This window comes from Gardnerella vaginalis ATCC 14018 = JCM 11026, from assembly GCF_001042655.1.
In the GTDB taxonomy this organism is placed as follows: domain Bacteria; phylum Actinomycetota; class Actinomycetes; order Actinomycetales; family Bifidobacteriaceae; genus Bifidobacterium; species Bifidobacterium vaginale.
Window position 1 is genome coordinate 188,580 of sequence record NZ_AP012332.1, and the last position, 17,970, is coordinate 206,549.

The window sequence follows — 17,970 nt, forward strand, 5'->3', positions numbered from 1 at the left end:
AATCACGGTGTGAGGACGACGTTTCTGTTTTATAAACGTTGTTTATAAACGTCTTTTAATCTTTTACATAGGATCCATGTTGTATTTGTCGTAAAGATATTTGTGTATTGAACTTGTAGAATATTGTGAAATGTGAAAAACCTCACATATATCATTTAATCATCATATTGTTATAACAACAGAAAATATTACGATTTAGCTTTATTATAAGAGAGTTAACATGTATATTTTTCGTATTTTATCTTAATTAATTTAAATTTTTCTTCAGACTCGCCGAAGGTGTTTTTTTTTTATTCGGCGATTCCATAAATATAAAAAGGGTTTTAGTTGTCGGAAAATTTACGACAATTTTCAGTTTGAAAAATAAATTTTTTAGTGTTTTACTCGTGGCTTGTCTCATAACTATTTTCATGAGCGAAGGGAGAAAATACTTAATGAAAATGAAAATAGTGACAGCTAGCTTATTAACGGCCACGTTATTAACAGCAAGTTTATCTTCTTCGGCGTTAGCTCAGTCGAGCAATGATAATGCTTTCACTAATCGTGAGAACATTCCAACGAATAAATCCAGTATTAACAACATTGATTTAATTCCTGCTCCTACCCAGCATTTCGGCAAGCCAGATGGGAAACTTCCAGAAGTAAGAACTTCAATCAGCTATGTTGATGGAGATTCTACTGACAATCATGCGGATACGAATAAAACTAATAAAATTCTGCGTCCAGGTAGCAAGCTTACGCTCCGGGCTACAGCCAAATTTATTGTTCCTGAAGCTGGCGATGTTTTTAGACCATATCTTCGACTAGCCATTCCGAAAATTCTTACAGTAAACGCAAATGATTTTGTTGTTGATGCTGGCAGTGTTGCAAATAAAGTAGTACAGATTTCAGATTCTAAGTCGTTTGATAACCACAATCTCGGTAACTATAATCTTTTTGACGTCTACTTTAATTACAACGAGTGGTCCTCTGATTTTGCAAACGAAATGCCATACCTTGCTGCCATAAAAGGCGTGAACCACTCTGGCAATGTATTATCCAATGGTGATGTAGTAAAAAATAATCAAACAGTTTCCATTGAAATCCCCACAGTAGTCGACAGTAATGCAAATACTTCTGATCTAGTTGATTTGCAAAATTACAAAAAAGGTGTGAAACCATTAATCCAAGGCAGAGTGTCTTATATGCCTTTCCCAACGCCTATAGAATATACTTCGACAATCGGCGGATTAAAAGATTTTCCAAACGATAAGATACTTCAAGATAATCCATGCTTAGTGCGTTCGGATCTGGTAACTGGATGGGACGGCAGAGATGATTATGGATTCTGGTTCACTGGGCTATCTATGGAAACGAGCGGCGTCGATTATGACAGTAGAAGCACTATGGTTGAGTCGCAGAATGGTGTTTGGTTACCACAATTAATACCTGCAAATATTGAGCATAACCAATTCGTAACTATTTATCGCAATGGGAACGACAATAATCCGATTAAGTTGAGATTTAAAATTCCATTTGGTTCTAAGGACTATACTTTAAATGGAACTAAGCAAGCTCTTAAAAATCATCATTTAACAGTTTTCCGTTCGCCTAACAACAATGCTGAAGCTCGTAAAATTATGGGCAATATCGGAATAGAAAAAGTTGCTTATGAGAATACTGAAGTTTTCGGCGATATTTTGGATTCTAAATATTTCGATGGTTGGGGAACTGTTCCAGAACAAAGCAGACCTTCTGAATTGCTAATATCTGGAGAATTTAACCCAGATTCAACTGTGTTTGGTCCTGATAATATTAGCAACGGTATTTGGATGAGTGGAAAAGCAAGCGCATCTATAAAATCGTATTATCGTGCGTTAGATTGTAATGATAATTATCCAGATAGTACTTTGAAATATCCGCCAATTATTAACAAGATTCAGGAGACTGTTGCAACGTATGCGCGCAGCAATCGCAGCAAAGTTAGCACAGTTCCTATTGAAATCGTTATTCCTGCATCTTTGAGTGGACGCGTGTGGTTTGATGCTAACCATAATGGTATTCAAGATAAGGGGGAGTCGAGCATAATTGGTGCAAAAGTACAGCTTGTTAAACAGTATGGAGATAGTACAGTAATCGACATAAATGGCAATGAAGTTAAGCCTATTACCACTACTTCGCCTGATGGATACTACGAATTTACTAATTTGCTGCCAGGAAGCTATGTTGTTAAATTCACACTTCCAGAAGGTAGTGAATATTTTGGTTTTACATATACGCATAAAGGGTCAGATTCCTCTGTAGATTCTGACGCGATTCCTGGAGAGCCTGTAACGGATAGGTCTGTTATAGAAAACGTATCTTCAGAAACTGATAATTCAACTTCAAAAAACTCATATGTTGGCAATATAAGTCTTTCTGCTGGCGAAGATAAAAAGCATATTGATGCTGGAGCTTTTAAGAAGGATGAGCCTAAGGACCCTAAGCCAAATACTGAGCCTAAGAATCCGCAGCCTAAACATGAAGATCCTAAGGATCCTAAGCAAAATCCTAATCCGAAGGATCCTAAGAAGGATAAGCCGAAGTCTAAGGACCCTAAGCCTAAGGATCCTAATCCTGAGAAGGATAAGCCTAAGGATCCTGATAATAAGCCAAAGCAAAATCCTGAGCCGAAAAAGACTGATCCTAAGGATTACAATCCTGTAAAACCTGATACTCCTAAGTCTCCTGATCCTAAGAAGGATGATCCAAAGCCTAAGGATAAGCCTAATAATCCAAATTATCAGGATAGGGATGTACCTGATACTAAACCTGAAGATCCTAAGAAGCCTGATAATCCTACGAAACCTAAGGATGATAAGTCTGATACTCCTAAGGAGCCTGAGTCGAAGGAGCCTAAGGATCCTAAGCCTAATGATGAGCCTAAGAAGGATGAGCCTGAAGATCCTGATCCAAAGGATACTAATCCTAAGTCTGAAAATCCGAAGGACAATGAGAACCCTAAGAATCCTGAGTCTAAGCCTGATGATCCTAAGTCTGATACTCCTAAGGATCCTGATACTGATGACACAGAGTCTAATGATCCCCCTCAGTATGAGGATTCCCAGCCTAAGGAGGATTCTTCAGGACCTAATCACTCTGAGATTCGTGAATCAGATAATCCGATACCAAACATTAATAATGATTTAGATAGCAATAATAGTCAGTCGAATGAAAGTTCGTTTGACAATAATAATGCTGATTTTAAGCAAGAGCATGTGAGGGATAAGCTTGTAAACACTGGCGTAAGCACAGTTTTCACAGCTGTTGCGTCCGTTGCTATGCTCGCTCTGGGTGCTACAAATAAAATAAAGAGTTATTTCTGCAAGGGCAAGCACAGGCAATAATCGTAGAAAATTCAGGTGAATAATATAAAACGTCGACTTGCAATTTTGTGTAGTGCGTTTGCGCGACGACCTGCCTGAGCGCACTACATGATTACGCCAAACCAGGTAGAGATTCGAGATTTTTCGCACTGAATGAGATGTATCGCTCGCGCGTTACAGCGCGCTCACGTCTTCGCTTGCGTTGAAAGCACACTGTGCTTTCAGCTTTGAGCAAGCTCAGCGAATCGAAGTGCATTCGCGCGCTACGCTTTAAGCGAAAAGGCAGGTCGGAGCGCAAGTGAGGTAGAGATTCGAGATTTTTCGCAGCGAAAGAGGTGTATCGCTCGCGCGTTACAGCGCGCTCACGTCTTCGCTTGCGTTGAAAGCACACTGTGCTTTCAGCTTTGAGCAAGCTCAGCGAATCGAAGTGCATTCGCGCGCTACGCTTTAAGCGCTCATGCAAGTCGATTCGCAGCATGAAATGGTGATTCGCTGAAGCAGCAAGAAAAATCAAGAATCTCGGTGATAAAAGATACGCAAAAGTGTTAGATATTCAGAAGGTTTGATGTATTTCTATACGAGCAATAAAAGAGGAGCGCAGCGACGGGACTTGCGAGGAGAGAAATACATCAAACCTCGCGCAATACCAAGCAATGGAACCGCGCTACGCTCTAAGCTCGAAGACAGGTCGATTAGCACGCAAATGTGCGACGAAGCCAATCGCAAGCAAGATCAATCCACTGCTGAACCTCTGGCTGTACAAACTCAGGAATCACTGCGCCATTTTCATCGCGCTTAGCAGTTTCTTTAACAGCCAAAGCCAAGCCGTGCGGACCCTTAGGGAACAAATGTGCTTCCACGCTTACGCCAGCTTTAACACAAGCATTAATAAACATAATTGAGTTTTGAACTGGAACCGTTTGGTCTGTAATCGTTTGCCAAACGAACACAGGTGGAGTCTTAGAATCAACGTGGTTTTCAAGCGAAAGCTGTTCAACGAGTTGCGCGCGAGTGTTAGAATCTACGCTTCCAAAAAGACGGTCGAAAGTTGGCTTATGTGCGTATTCGCCAGCGGAAATCACTGGGTAAGCAAGCATAAGAGCGTTTGGACGAACATCATTTGCGTTGTATCCATTTGTTTCTTCAACATCGTCGCTAACGCTAGTCGCAAGATTTGCTGCAACATGGCCTCCTGCAGAGAATCCAATAATCGCCACTTTTTGCGCATCTACATGCCATTCTTTTGCATTATTGCGAATCAATTGCATAGCTTGTGCTGCTTCCAAAAGCTGAGTCGGGTGTGCACTAGGCACAAGAGAATAGCGCAGAACAAATGCGTGGAATCCAGCAGCAGCAAACTTCATAGCAACAGGTTCTGCTTCGCGATTAGAAACGCGCAAGAATCCGCCGCCTGGCAAAATCAGCACTGCTGGGCGTGTTTGATCCCCTTCGCTATCTAAGTTGTCGTCTAAAACATATCCAGTAAGAAGCGCGTTACTACCGTCAATGCCTTTAATTTGGCGTTCTATAATCTTCATGGTATCTCTTTTCGTTTTGCTTATTTGCAATTCATGTTAAGCATAATTACTAAGCGCAATTACTAAGCATAATTCTAATCAAATATCTTATTTTTTAAGTGCGTTATTTTATAAATTCGTGTAGAGTCTTAAGAAGTTTCATAAGGAGATTTAAGATGCGTAATGAAGAAGATAATTTAGGTAAAGTTGTTCTTGCAGCCACTCCTATTGGCAATATGGGAGATGCTTCATCGCGCTTGATTAATCTTCTAGAAACCGCGGATATTGTTGCAGCGGAAGACACGCGCAGGCTTTACGATCTTGCAAATCGCCTTGGCGTGCATGTTTCTGGGCAAGTTATTGCATATCACGATCACAATGAGCACAATAAGGCAGATGGCTTGCTGGACAAGGTTGAGCAAGGCAATACCGTTCTTGTTGTTTCCGACGCTGGTATGCCTACGATTAACGACCCAGGGCTTGCGATCGTTCGCCGTGCAATAGAGCGCGATTTGCCTGTTACTTGCGCTCCTGGGCCGAGTGCCGTACTAGATGCTCTAGCGCTTTCTGGCTTGCCAACAGACCGTTTTTGCTACGAAGGTTTTTTGCCGCGTAAATCTGGAGACAGACAGCAGCATTTGCGCTCGCTTCTTTCAGAGCGGCGAACAATCGTTTTTTATGAGGCGCCGCACAGAATTGCGGAGTCAATGGAAGATCTTCTTGCAGTTTTTGGCGCAGATCGCAAAATGGCGTTATGTCGCGAGCTTACAAAGGATTTTGAGGAAATAAGGCGAGGAACAATCTCTCAAATATGCAAAAGCGTAGAAAACGACCCTCCGCGCGGAGAAATTGTTCTTGTGATTGCGGGAGCTAGCGATGAAGAAATCAAGCAGCGAAACATTGATTTGAGCGTTGAACAGCTTGCGCAAATGTCTTACGATCTTTCGCAAAATGAGGGTTTGCGTATTAAAGATGCTATAACGCGTATTGTTTCACAAAATCCTCTTTCAGACGGTTCTTTTGCGAATCGTAAAGAAGTTTATGCTGCTTGTTTAAACATCAAGTCATGAAATCTGTTTCGCGTAATCATAGCTTTCTAAAAGTACGTCTAAGCTATGCTTAACATCTGGACCTCCTTTCTGTGAAATATACTCCAGTATTTTTGCGTCAGCGGCTGGGTTTGCTATAACCCATTTTCGTAAGTGCGGAATGTTTCTCGCTATGTGCCAAAGTATTTCTTTGTCTGTATTTTCACAGCATGCTACTTGTTCTGTGAGAATAATTGGCGGTTTTGGTGGTAGATCTTTTGTTTGTGTTTTATGGAAATTTTCTGTATTTTCTTGTACTTGATTTAAATGTTCAATATTAATATTCATAAAAAATATCTTCCTGTTCTATAACGTTTTTTAGCCAATCTTTTGCTTTTTGCGCTCCTGGAAAATGTGGGTTGCTATTTATGATTTTTTCGCATTCTTTAAAGCTTGTGCCATATTCTTGAATCAGATTGAAAATTGTGTCTTTTTTGCGTATCTCGTCGTAAATATTTTTAGATGGTGTTAATGCTATGTCGCAGATTGTTCGAGCAGGAGATGTTATGCGCAAATCTTTAATCACCTTTTGTTCTCTCTTCAACAATTTTCGTCTGAATACTCGTAATGGATGATCATGTGGCACTACACGATAATGGCTGCCAGAGATAATGTCTAATATGTTTGGAATTGTTCCTCCAAGCCAAATCCATGATGCTGTAAACATGCATGCTGCAGAGTCTCGTGGTATTAGTTTTTTGAGTATTTTGCACCGCCCCTCAATGGACTTTGCAGTGGAATGTGCAAATCCGCTTCTTATTGACAATCGTTCAAAAGCTCCGAATTTAGATAATTTCTTCATGCACAATGGTCCTGGCAGATGCGTTGTGTCTAGTAAGGTTGGAAGATTTTTACTAATGTCAATGTGTTGATTTTTATTGTCGTAATTTTCAAGAATTATTTTTGTTTCTTGAGCTATATCTTTAGTCGTACTGTATTTATTCGCATCATAGTTTCTGCTTTTTGAAGTCTGTCTTGAAGTCTTTTTTAAATTTTTAGCGATTGGCTTGATTGTGGGTTTATCTGTTCTTTTATTTGTTCGCTTATCGGTTGTTTTGCATGTGTATTTACTTGTAGTATTAGTCGAATTGTTAATAGTTTTGTTTGCAATAATTTCTGCTTCGTTATTCATAATCCCTCCTTTCTTGTTAGACATAATGATTGGGAATAATTTTTTAGACATATGGTTTTAGACAGAATAGATACGTTTGTTCATGTTGTCCATAAGATTTTTGCGAAATGTGTAAAAGTGGATTTTTAAGCATTTTTACATTAAAAAATGTGCATATGTGTATATGTTTTTTATTAAGGTGTCCTCGCTGAACAAGATAATATTTGGCTATGAGTCATATTTTGGTGAATGTTGCATGGCCTTACGCAAATGGCCCTCGTCATATTGGTCACGTTGCAGGATTTGGTGTTCCTTCAGACGTGTATGCGCGTTATGAGCGTATGAAGGGCAATGACGTGCTTATGGTTTCTGGTACAGACGAACATGGCACGCCGATTTTAGTTGAGGCAGATAAAGAAGGCGTTAGTGCTCAGGAGCTTGCTAACCGCTATAATCGCGTGATTACTAAAGATTTGTGCGATTTGGGTTTAAGCTACGATTTGTTTACGCGCACGACTACAGCAAATCATGAGCACGTTGTTCAAGAGATGTTCCGTCAGTGCTTAAAGAACGGCTACATTTATAAGGGTACTCAAAAGGTTGCGATTTCGCCTTCTACAGGTCGTACTCTTCCAGATCGCTACATTGAGGGCACATGCCCACTTTGCGGCGCGGATGGAGCTAGAGGCGACCAGTGCGATGCTTGCGGTAATGAGCTTGATCCAGATGAGCTTATTAATCCTGTATCCAAGATTAACGGCGAAACTCCGCGATTTGAAGAAACAGAGCATTACTTCCTCGATTTGCCTGCTTTAGCTGATGCTAATTTAAGCTGGCTTAATTCAAGGGATGGTTGGCGTACAAATGTTATTAACTTCTCGATTGGATTATTTAAGGAAGTTAAGCCTCGAGCTATAACTCGTGATATTGACTGGGGTATTCCTGTTCCTGTAGAAGGATGGGTTGATAACCCGAATAAGCGCCTGTACGTGTGGTTTGACGCTGTTATTGGCTACTTGTCTGCATCTATTGAATGGGCACGCCGTCAAGGTAAGCCGGATGCTTGGCGCGATTGGTGGTGTGACCCTAAGTCTCCTGGCTATTACTTTATGGGCAAAGATAACATCACCTTCCATTCTCAGATTTGGCCTTCAGAAATGCTTGCATATAATGGCGCTGGCTCTAAGGGTGGCGAGGCTGGAGTTTATGGCCCGTTGAATATGCCTGAGCAAGTTGTTGCTTCTGAGTTTATGACTATGGAAGGCAAGAAGTTCAGTTCTTCGCGTGGAATTGTGATTTACGTGAAGGATATTTTGGCGCGTTATCCTGTGGATGCTGTGCGTTACTACATTTCTATTGCTGGTCCTGAAAATTCTGATGCCGACTTTACTTGGGCAGAATTTGTTCGTCATAATAACGAAGAGCTTGCTGCCAGCTGGGGTAATTTGGTAAATCGTGTCGCTAATTTGATTCATAAGAATTTCGGAGAGATTCCTGCTCTGGATGAAAATTCAATGACAGATATGGATCGCGCTTTGCTCGATCAAACCTCTAATGCTTTTGAGATTGTTGGTGGTTTGATTGAACGTCATCATCAGAAGAATGCGCTTAACGAGGCAATGCGTGTTGTGTCGGATATCAACAAGTACATTTCTGCAACTGAGCCTTGGAAGATTAAAGATGATGAAGCACGTCTTGGTACTGTTTTGCACGTTGCAGCTCAAGCTGTTTCTGATGCTAATCATTTACTTGCTCCATTCTTGCCGCATTCTGCGCAAAAAGTGTGGGAAGCTCTTGGTGGTACGGGTGTGTTCTCGCCTCTGCCAAGAATTGAAGAGGTGACTGACTTAGATAATCCAGATTTTAAGTATCCGATTATTACTGGCGACTATCGTCTTGGCGAAACTGTCCACCCATGGGAGAGCGAAGAATTAGTGACTGGTACACCTGTCGCTAAGCCAACTCCGATTTTTGCCAAAATTCCTAAAGAGGCTATTGATGAGGAGCTTGAGCGTTTTGAATCTGCGCTTGCCGCTCGTCGTAAAGCTGACGAAGAAAGATTGGCTGCAGCTAAAAAATCACTAGAATCTAAGTGATTAAACGAAAAATTTTAAGTTATAGTGATGCATGTAACAAAAAATAGGTTGACTATCAGGATTTAAAAAATTTTTTAAGGAAATTTTTAGGTTATATGCGTGTTTTGCGAGAAAAGTGTGGTTATAATGAGTATTGCTGATGGTTATCCATCAGTGAGGTTCGTTCGCGAACCCCATAACTGAAACCTTCTTCTCTCTTTCTCTCTGCCCCGGTGGGTCTTCTCTTTCCCACCGGGCTTCTTTTATCTTTTTTAACTGTTCGCCGCTTACCCTACCATTTGTTCCTTTATTTCTGCCAAGTGTGGTGGAGATTCGAGATTTTTCGCAGCGAATGAAGCGAACCTCAGCATGAAATGGTGACTCGCCGAGAGAGCAAGAAAAATCGAGAATCTCGGTGATCAAGCAATACGCAATTGTTCAAGTACGTAAGAGGGCTGGGTGATTCTTGGTCGAACAGTATAAGAGCGGCAGCCGATATCAAACAATCCAATGATCAACCACTACAAACAAACTTCAACCCAAAAACAAAAATCAAAGACAAAACGGAACAACCGCAACTCTAGACTACACGTAATAGGCGGAGCGTTGTGAGACAAGAATTAGCCAGCCCTCTAGCAACAGTAAACAGAGAATGTCGCGAGCGTTATATTTGCATCACGAGCGAGACAAATGTAACGAAATTAAGCCAAAAAACGTTACAAATATCTCATCGATGATGCAAATATAACGAAATTAAGCCAAAAATCGTTACAAATGTCTCACGAGAGAGACAAATCTAACGAATTTGGGTCAAAAAAACGCAGACTGCGTTGGCAATCTGCGTTTATAAATCAGTTACACTCTATATCGAGTTTAGCGGCAGCGCTTTGAAAGCGGCTCCCATGGTTCAAGCATTACTGGCTCTTGGTCTAAGATAGCTAGAGTTGCTTCGTCGAGATACTTCTTGTTGATGATTACCTCGGTAACGTAGCGGTCGAACCACTGCGCGGATCCAACATAGTATCCGTCTTCGCCGTTATCCTTGCCCCAGCTATTCTCAATCTTCCAGCGATCTGGCTCGCCGTTTTCATTGAGGTTCACACCTGTGAATGTCATTGCATGGTTGCCTGGGCAATCCATGTATTCCAAACCTTTAGCTTTGTCGAATGTGAATTTCACATCAAACAGTTCATCTACGCGCACAACTGCAGGATCAAAGAATCCATCTTGTCGGAGTGAGAACTGAGTGCAATCGCATGCGAACCAGATTGGATGTCCGTCTTTTAGCTGATCGACAGCTGCTTTTCGGAATACTTCAATTGGAACGTTAACAAATTCCAGTTCTTCAGTTTCAGCTACGTTCGTGCTGTACTTTAACTGATAGAGCTTGTTGAACGGAGTGCGTTTCATAGGTGAGTTGCACATTGTTACGAAGTCGTTTACGTCAATTGGAACGTATTTCTTTGCGAATTCTAGTGGTGTAATTCCATATTCGCGAATCATTGGACGATCGTCTTTGCCAGTCTTTGGCTTTTCGTCTTTCTTTTCGTCTTCTTTGGCTTCGTTCTTTTTGTCGTCCTTTTCGTCCTTCTTATCGTCGTCATCTTTAGTACGTGCAATAAAGTCGAAGCGCTCTGGTGGCTCGCCAAGTGCGATAGCTGTCATACGGTATACGGTTTCAAGGTCGCGGATTTTCATTTCGCGCAACTCTTCTATGGAAGTACCATTCTTGTGTGCTTCGCGCAATTCAGCCGCGAATTCGCGCAACTTGGTATTTATGTATTGTACGAATGCATCTGAGTCAATAGCATTTTGTGAATCTGGGTATGCGCTCTTTGGCACGAGTCCGTACTTGTTTACCAAGTTAACGAACATTTGCCACCATCCGCCGTCGTCGATCGGACCGTAGTTAATGTTTTCAAAGATTCGACTATCTAGGGTTTCGTCTAATGTTGCCAACACGTTTTCCAAGTACGCATTTGCCTTTTCAATCTTGTCCCAGAAGAACAAGTAGCTTTCGGAAAACTCGAAGTCGTCTAAATTCCACTTGTGCATTAATTCGTAACGCAAAGTGTTAAGGGAAGCGAACATCCAGCAACGTCCAGAGTGCTGTTGGTTTGTTATTGATCCTTGTTTTAATTCTATGGAGAAGTTGCGTGGTAAAGCGCGTTGTCCTTGATAGCTTGTTGCAGCTTTAAGAACGCCGCTTGCTACAGAAGCGTTTGCGGCTACTCGATTTGCTCGCTGTTCGTTAAAATGCTTGGAATATTCGCGCACGTTGTCTATGGTAACGGCTTTTACGTTTTCAGACATATATCTCCTTTTGTTGTTAGGTTGAAAATAGGCGAATAAGCGTTATTGTAGCGTGTTCAATGCACGAGTAGCGTTTTGCGTGGTCTGTGCTTTTTTAATAGGATGCTAGTAAAACTAATTGCAATGTGTTTTGTTAGTACGAAATGTTATTGTATTTACACTTTTATTACGATTTACGAAACTAATTTTCGTAAAATTTAAATAATTCCGTTAAATATTCTGATGTTTTGTTGATTTTGTGTATTAATTTTTGTGATAATTGATATTTATTCCGTATTATTGCATGTTTATTTTAAGCAATGTACATAGGTTAGCTAAAAATATACTAATTACATGTCCCATTTATGAGGGCTTACTTAAGTGTGCCTTGAGTATGCTTTTGATTTGCTTTTGCAACTGGGTATAGCAAACGATGGCAGTGTGCAAGCTTTAGGCTTGCAGTTACCAGATGGAGGTAACAATGGTTAGACGTAGAAAAGAGTCACAATGATACGATACATCGTTAAACGATGCCTGAATTATGTTGTGATGCTGTTTGTCTCCGTATCCATGACGTATTTCTTGGCAAGTGCTTTTATGGATCCGCGATCGAATTATATGTCTAGGCATCCGCATCCACCAATTCCTTCGATTAACCGTTCTTTGGATTTGGCGAACATTAACGACCAAACTCCAGTTATTACGAGATATTTGCGTTGGATTACTGGCGTTCTTACTCGTTGGGATTGGGGATTAAGCCCAGAGCAGGCTCCTGTTGGTCCTGCGATTGCGGCTCGTATTGGTGCGTCTGTCCAATTAGTTACTTGCGCAACTGTTCTTGGTATTGTTTTCGGTGTTAGTGTTGGCGTTTATACTGCTATTCGTCAGTACAAGTGGCAGGATCGAGTTCTTAACTCTATTGCTACGTTCTTGCTTGTTGTTCCAGCTGCTGTGTTTGGATTGCTTATTGTGTTAGCTGCAATTAGCGTTAACAATGCTGCTGGCTCTCGTTTATTCTTTGTTACGGGATTGCATTCTTATCAAGGTTCTAACCCTATTGCTTTTGTTCTTGACTTCTTACAGCATTTGATTTTGCCGACAATTGTTATGACTGTTCCTGGCATGGTTGGATACCATCTTACGCAGCGCACTTATTTGCTTGACACTATGAATGCTGATTATGTTCGCACTGCTCGTGCTAAGGGCTTGCCTTTGAACATTGCTATTCGCCGCCACGCTTTGCGTACTTCGTTGATTCCTACAGCCGTAGATGTTGCCTTCTCAATTGCAGGTGTGTTTACGGGCGCCGTTATTACTGAAACCGTGTTTGCAATTAACGGTTTGGGTAGCTATTTTGTGCAGACGATTTCTAATAACGACATTAATGGTTCTGTTGCTATTGCTGCATTCGGAGCTGTGTGTACTTTGGCTGGAGCTTTGCTGGCAGATATCTTCTCTGCTTGGCTTGATCCTCGTATTCGCTTGAATTAATTGTGCAACAGTGTAGGTGATTGATATGAGTAAAAAAGATGTATCTTCAAAGTCTCAAGAGTCTGTTGCAGACAAAAAGGCAAATGCTAATTCTTGGGGTAATTTTAAGCGAACTGGCAAAATTACGCTTTATACGCGTCGCTTCTTTAGGCGACCGTCTGCCGTCGTTGGCTTGGTTTTGCTTGTGTTCTTGATTCTTCTTGCTTTGTTTGGATCTAAGATTAGTAAGTGGGGCTACGATGAGCCTGATTTTACGGCTCTTGCAACTCCTCCTAGCGCAGAGCATTGGCTTGGTACAACTCCTGGCGGATCAGACATGTATGCAATGGTTGTTCGCGGACTTGGTCGCTCACTTTCTATTGGCATTGTAAGCTCCATTTCTATTACAATTATTGCTGCTTTGGTTGGTACTGCTATTTCTTACTTTGAGGGTTGGTTTGAGCAAGTTGGCATGTGGGTTTTGGACATGCTTTTGATTGTTCCATCCTTCTTGCTTATTGCTTTGATTGTTAGCTCCGCGACTGGTGGCAATGATTGGCTTTGGCTTGCGTTTGGTATGACTTCCTTTGGTTGGATTGGTTATGCTCGTACGCTTAGAACTTTGACTTTGAGTTTGCGCGAGCGTGAATATGTGCGCGCAGCCAAGTTTGAAGGTGTTTCTTCGTTCCGCATTATTGTTCGCCACCTTGTTCCAAATCTTGGTTCTGTATTGATTATTAATACGGTTCTCGGTGTTATTGGTGCAATCAACGGCGAAACCGCATTGAGCTTCTTGGGTCTTGGTATCAAGGCTCCAGATACTTCTTTGGGTACTCTTCTTAATGTTGGTCAAAGTAGCGTTATGACCTCTCCTTGGGTTCTTTTGGTTCCTTCTGCGGTTTTGGTTATTTTGACTTTCTCTGTTCAGCTTATTGGCGATGGTCTTCGCGATGCGATTGATCCATATTCTAGGTCTGTTGGTAAGGCCGAGTAAGGCTTGTTGGAGGTTTAAACATGACTGATATGGTGAATGACGCAATTAAGGAAGATTCTGTGATGGAAAATCAGAACAACGAACCACTTCTTTCTGTACGCAATTTGCAAATTAGCTTTGCTTCGGAAGCTGGTACGGTTCATGCAGTACGCAATATGAATTTTGATTTGTACCGCGGAAAAACCATTGGTATTGTAGGTGAATCTGGATCTGGTAAGTCGGTTACTTCTCTTGCTGTTATGGGTTTGCTGGATAAGAACGCGTCTGTTAAGGGTTCTGTTGTTTATAAGGGCGAAGAGCTGTTAACGAAGTCTGATGCAGAGATGAGTAAGATTCGTGGCAAGAATATTGCTATGGTGTTCCAGGATCCTCTTTCTGCTTTAACTCCAGTGTTTTCTATTGGAGATCAGCTTAAGGAAGCTTTGGTTATTCATAATCCAAATATGACCGAAGATCAGATTCGTGAGCGCTCTATTGAATTGCTTAACTTGGTTGGTATTACTAAGCCAGCTGAGCGCTTAAAGGCTTTCCCTCACGAGTTTTCTGGCGGCATGCGTCAGCGCGTTATGATTGCAATGGCAATTGCTAACAACCCAGATATTATTATTGCTGATGAGCCTACTACCGCTTTGGATGTTACGATTCAGGCTCAGGTTTTGGATGTTTTGAAGAAAGCGCAGAAAGAAACTGGCGCCGCAATGATCTTCATTACTCACGATTTGGGTGTTATTGCTGGCGTTGCAGACGAAGTTATTGTTATGTATGCGGGTCATTTGGTTGAGCATAATAGCGTTGAAGAGATTTTTACTCACCCAACTCAGCCATACACAATCGGCTTGCTTGGCGCTGTTCCGCGCGTTGACCAAAAGCGTACTCGCCGCTTAACTCCAATCTCTAAGCCAACAATGGATATGTTGATGGCAGAAGAAAAGAGTGGAGATACTAGCGATATGATGGGTCTTGAGGCAGAAAGCGAAACCGTTCGTGCGCTGCTTCATGCAGAAACCGAAAAAACTATTAAGCCAATGTTTGAGGGCATTCCTCGCGAGGATCGCAAGGTTGTTTTGGATGTTAAGGGCTTAGTTAAGACATTCCCAATTACTGGTGGCGGTTTCTTGCGACGCAAGGTTGGCGAAGTTCGCGCTGTTGATGGCATTGACCTTGAGATTCGCGAAGGCGAAACTGTGGCCCTTGTTGGCGAATCTGGTTCTGGTAAGTCAACTACTTTGATGGAAATCATGAGTTTAAAGAAGCCAGAAGCTGGCTCTATTACAGTTTTTGGCACCGATCTTAACGATAAGTTGACTAAAGAGCAGCGTCGCGAGCTTCGTTCTAAGATCCAATACGTGTTCCAGGATCCTATGAGCTCTCTTGATCCTCGTATGCTTGTTTACGATATTTTGGCAGAGCCTCTTCATGTTCAAAAGAAGTCTAAAGAAGAGATTCGTCAGCGTATTGCGGAGCTTATGCAGCTTGTTGAGCTGAATCCAGATCAGGTTGATCGCTTCCCAACGCAGTTCTCTGGTGGTCAGCGTCAGCGTATTGCTATTGCTCGCGCTTTGGCTGTAAACCCTAAGCTGCTTCTTCTTGATGAGCCTGTTTCGGCTTTGGATGTTTCTATTCAAGCTGGCATCATCAACTTGCTTGAAGATTTGCAAGACAAGTTGGGTGTTGCTTACTTGTTTGTGGCTCACAACATGGCGGTTGTTCGTCATATTTCTAGCAGAATTGCTGTTATGTACCACGGACGCATTGTTGAATCTGGCGAAACGGATGAGGTGTTTGATAATCCTAAGCATCCGTACACTAAGGCTTTGATTAGTGCTGTGCCAATTCCAGATCCTGCGATTGAGAAGAATCGTAAGCGTATTATTCTCAATGAAGAAGATTCGTTTGATGACGTTGCAAGCGTCTGATTCTAATCTTTTGTGAATACGCCTAAACTTTTGTTTAGGGCAATTTTGATCGCGTGTGTTATGCAAGACACACGCGATTTTTTGTTACAGGCACATAAATTCTAAAAAAAGTAATATATTTTGTTTTTTAATTAAAATAAACTAAAAAATTTTCTGTTTGACTGTTTTATGTATTTAATTTTCTTTTTTATGGATTAAATCTTAAGTAACAAAAGCTTAAATTCAGTATTTGTTAAAAAAGTCGTAACACAAAATGTCAAAAGATTAGATATACTCTACACACATACCAGAAAGCGGACATCATTTCTGGGGAATGAGAGGAATCATGAAAAAAACTAATGCAGGCAAATTAACTGTATTCGCCGCAGCTGCACTTTCTGTTGCAATGCTACTCGGCGCTTGCGGTGGCACAACTGCTACTACAGCAGATAAGGCCAAGGGCGGTATGACCGAAGAGCCAGCCGCAGGTGTGGATACTTCCTACACTGGCGCTCTTCCAATGCCTAAGGTTGACAAGCGTTATGACAATCCACAGCCTCGTGACAATGTTAAGGATGGCGGTACTTACACGTTCTCGCTTTCCGACATGGGTCCAAACTGGAACTACGCTTCTAACGACGGTAATACCGCTTATATGAGCACTTTGTGGGGCTTCTACCAGCCATCGCTTCCTTATTACGACACTGTTAAGGGCGAGAAGGTTAAGTACAACCCTGATTACATTACTTCTGTTAAGAAGGTTAGCGACAAGCCACTCGTAGTTCAGTACGATTTGAACCCAAAGGCTAAGTGGAACGATGGTACAGACATCGATTACACTGCTTTCAAGGCTACTTGGGAAGTTATGAATGGCAAGAACGAAGCCTACTCTGTACCATCTCACGAGGGCTATGACTGCATTGAGTCCGTTGAGCAGGGTGCAAATCCTAAGCAAGTAATCGTTAAGTACAATAAGCCATGCGCAACTTGGGAATTGCTTTTCGCTCCATTGGTTCATCCAAAGGCAACCGATCCTACTGTGTTCAACCAGGGTTGGGTAAATAATCCTCACAACGAGTGGGGTGCAGGTCCATTCGAGATTCAGTCCGCAACCGAAGATCAGGTTGTTTTCGTGCGCAATCCAAAGTGGTGGGGCAAGAAGGCAAAGCTCGATAAGGTTGTTGTAAAGCGTATGGAAGATACCGCTGCAATGAACGCCTTCCAGAACGGCGAAATCGATTCCGTGGATTCCATCTCCACCAAGGATAAGATCAAGGCTGCTCGTAGCGTTAAGGGCGCTCAGCTCCGTTACGGCTACAGCACCAAGATTCGTGTTATTAACTTAAACGCAAAGGCTGGCGCATTCAAGGATAAGGCAGTGCGTAAGGCTGTTGTTCAGGCATTCGACGTTGCTACCTACAACAAGATTCAGTTCCAGGGTATGAGCTGGAAGATCGAGCAGCCAGGTTCTGAGCTTCTCTCCATGTTCCAGGCTGGCTACAAGAACAACCTCCCAGCTGATGCTAAGTTCAACGTAGAAAACGCTAAGAAGACTCTTGAAGCCGCTGGCTACAAGATGGGCAAAGATGGTTACTACGCTAAGAATGGCAAGACCGTTCAGTTCACATTCACCTTCTTCGGCGATGACTCTACTCAGGCAGCTCTTGCTAACGCATTCCAGGCCATGATGAAGAAGGCTGGCATGAAGTGCAAGACTGTAAACAATCCTGCATCTAAGTTCTCTAAGACTGTAAGCTCCTTCGACTTCCAGATGCTTCCAATGGCTTGGGTTTCCCAATCTCCATTGAGCTTCTTGGCATCCGCTTCCCAGGTATACGGTTCTAAGAGCGATTCCAACTTTACTGGCACTGGCAGCAAGAAGATTGATGCCGTTCTAGCCAAGATTGGCAAGACCTACGATTACAAGGAACAGACTGCATTGGCCAATAAGGGTGAGTCCATGGCTTTCGCCGAGTATGGTACACTCCCAGTTTCTGCTCCTCCAACCTATCAGGCATACAAGAAGGGCTTCGCTAACGGCGGTCCTGCTGGATATGCTAACGTTTTTGTTGAAAACATTGGTTGGCAGAAGTGAGTAAATTTGTAGCGATAACTCGCGCAAGTTTACTAAGCTGATTGCTTAACTTATAGCATGTGGCGTGTGGTCTTTGGCTGCACGCCACA

General features: G+C 42.1%; 11 protein-coding genes. 7 read left to right on the top strand and 4 right to left on the bottom strand.

All coding sequences use genetic code 11. The features are described from left to right. Positions 1-434: 434 nt before the first annotated feature. A complete protein-coding gene (locus tag GAVG_RS00715) occupies positions 435-3,365 on the top strand; it encodes an SdrD B-like domain-containing protein (RefSeq protein WP_009994263.1) in 2,931 nt (976 codons plus the stop codon). A gap of 671 nt (positions 3,366-4,036) precedes the next feature. Here the strand turns inward: GAVG_RS00715 and GAVG_RS00725 are convergent. Next, positions 4,037-4,882: an alpha/beta hydrolase gene (locus GAVG_RS00725; RefSeq protein WP_009994265.1), complete on the bottom strand. Its 846-nt coding sequence runs from the start codon at positions 4,880-4,882 to the stop codon at positions 4,037-4,039. Positions 4,883-5,037: 155 nt separating this feature from the next. On the opposite strand from GAVG_RS00725, the gene rsmI reads away from it, so the two are divergent. Continuing rightward, positions 5,038-5,931 carry a 16S rRNA (cytidine(1402)-2'-O)-methyltransferase gene (gene rsmI, locus GAVG_RS00730; protein ID WP_009994267.1) on the top strand — a complete coding sequence of 298 codons (894 nt, stop codon included), beginning with the start codon at positions 5,038-5,040 and terminating at the stop codon, positions 5,929-5,931. Here rsmI and GAVG_RS00735 read toward each other — a convergent pair. Both GAVG_RS00735 and GAVG_RS00740 read right to left on the bottom strand, forming a co-directional pair. Then, complete coding sequence (locus GAVG_RS00735; protein ID WP_004113848.1) at positions 5,926-6,237, bottom strand: variant leucine-rich repeat-containing protein; 312 nt, start codon at positions 6,235-6,237, stop codon at positions 5,926-5,928. The two genes, rsmI and GAVG_RS00735, sit on opposite strands and share 6 nt — an antisense overlap. Next, complete coding sequence (locus GAVG_RS00740; RefSeq protein WP_029600579.1) at positions 6,227-7,081, bottom strand: hypothetical protein; 855 nt, start codon at positions 7,079-7,081, stop codon at positions 6,227-6,229. Before GAVG_RS00740 ends, GAVG_RS00735 begins: the two co-directional genes overlap by 11 nt. A 209-nt stretch (positions 7,082-7,290) precedes the next feature. Between GAVG_RS00740 and metG the strand changes: the two genes are divergently transcribed. Beyond that, positions 7,291-9,156, top strand: a complete 1,866-nt coding sequence (gene metG, locus GAVG_RS00745) for a methionine--tRNA ligase (protein WP_004112755.1) — start codon at positions 7,291-7,293, stop codon at positions 9,154-9,156. 852 nt (positions 9,157-10,008) lie between these two features. Here the strand turns inward: metG and GAVG_RS00750 are convergent. Beyond that, positions 10,009-11,448, bottom strand: coding sequence for a C1 family peptidase (locus GAVG_RS00750; RefSeq protein WP_009993859.1), 1,440 nt, complete (start codon positions 11,446-11,448; stop codon positions 10,009-10,011). Positions 11,449-11,934: 486 nt separating this feature from the next. On the opposite strand from GAVG_RS00750, the gene GAVG_RS00755 reads away from it, so the two are divergent. The 4 genes from GAVG_RS00755 (at position 11,935) to GAVG_RS00770 (ending at position 17,881) form a co-directional block, all read left to right on the top strand. Beyond that, complete coding sequence (locus tag GAVG_RS00755; RefSeq protein WP_004138444.1) at positions 11,935-12,918, top strand: ABC transporter permease; 984 nt, start codon at positions 11,935-11,937, stop codon at positions 12,916-12,918. Between the two features lie 25 nt (positions 12,919-12,943). Further along, the gene (locus GAVG_RS00760; protein ID WP_004112747.1) at positions 12,944-13,891 is read left to right on the top strand and encodes an ABC transporter permease; all 948 of its coding nucleotides are present in this window, start codon (positions 12,944-12,946) and stop codon (positions 13,889-13,891) included. Between the two features lie 20 nt (positions 13,892-13,911). Continuing rightward, the gene (locus GAVG_RS00765; protein ID WP_013399425.1) at positions 13,912-15,807 is read left to right on the top strand and encodes an ABC transporter ATP-binding protein; all 1,896 of its coding nucleotides are present in this window, start codon (positions 13,912-13,914) and stop codon (positions 15,805-15,807) included. A 325-nt stretch (positions 15,808-16,132) separates the two neighbouring features. Beyond that, positions 16,133-17,881, top strand: coding sequence for an ABC transporter family substrate-binding protein (locus GAVG_RS00770; RefSeq protein WP_009993852.1), 1,749 nt, complete (start codon positions 16,133-16,135; stop codon positions 17,879-17,881). Positions 17,882-17,970 lie beyond the last annotated feature (89 nt).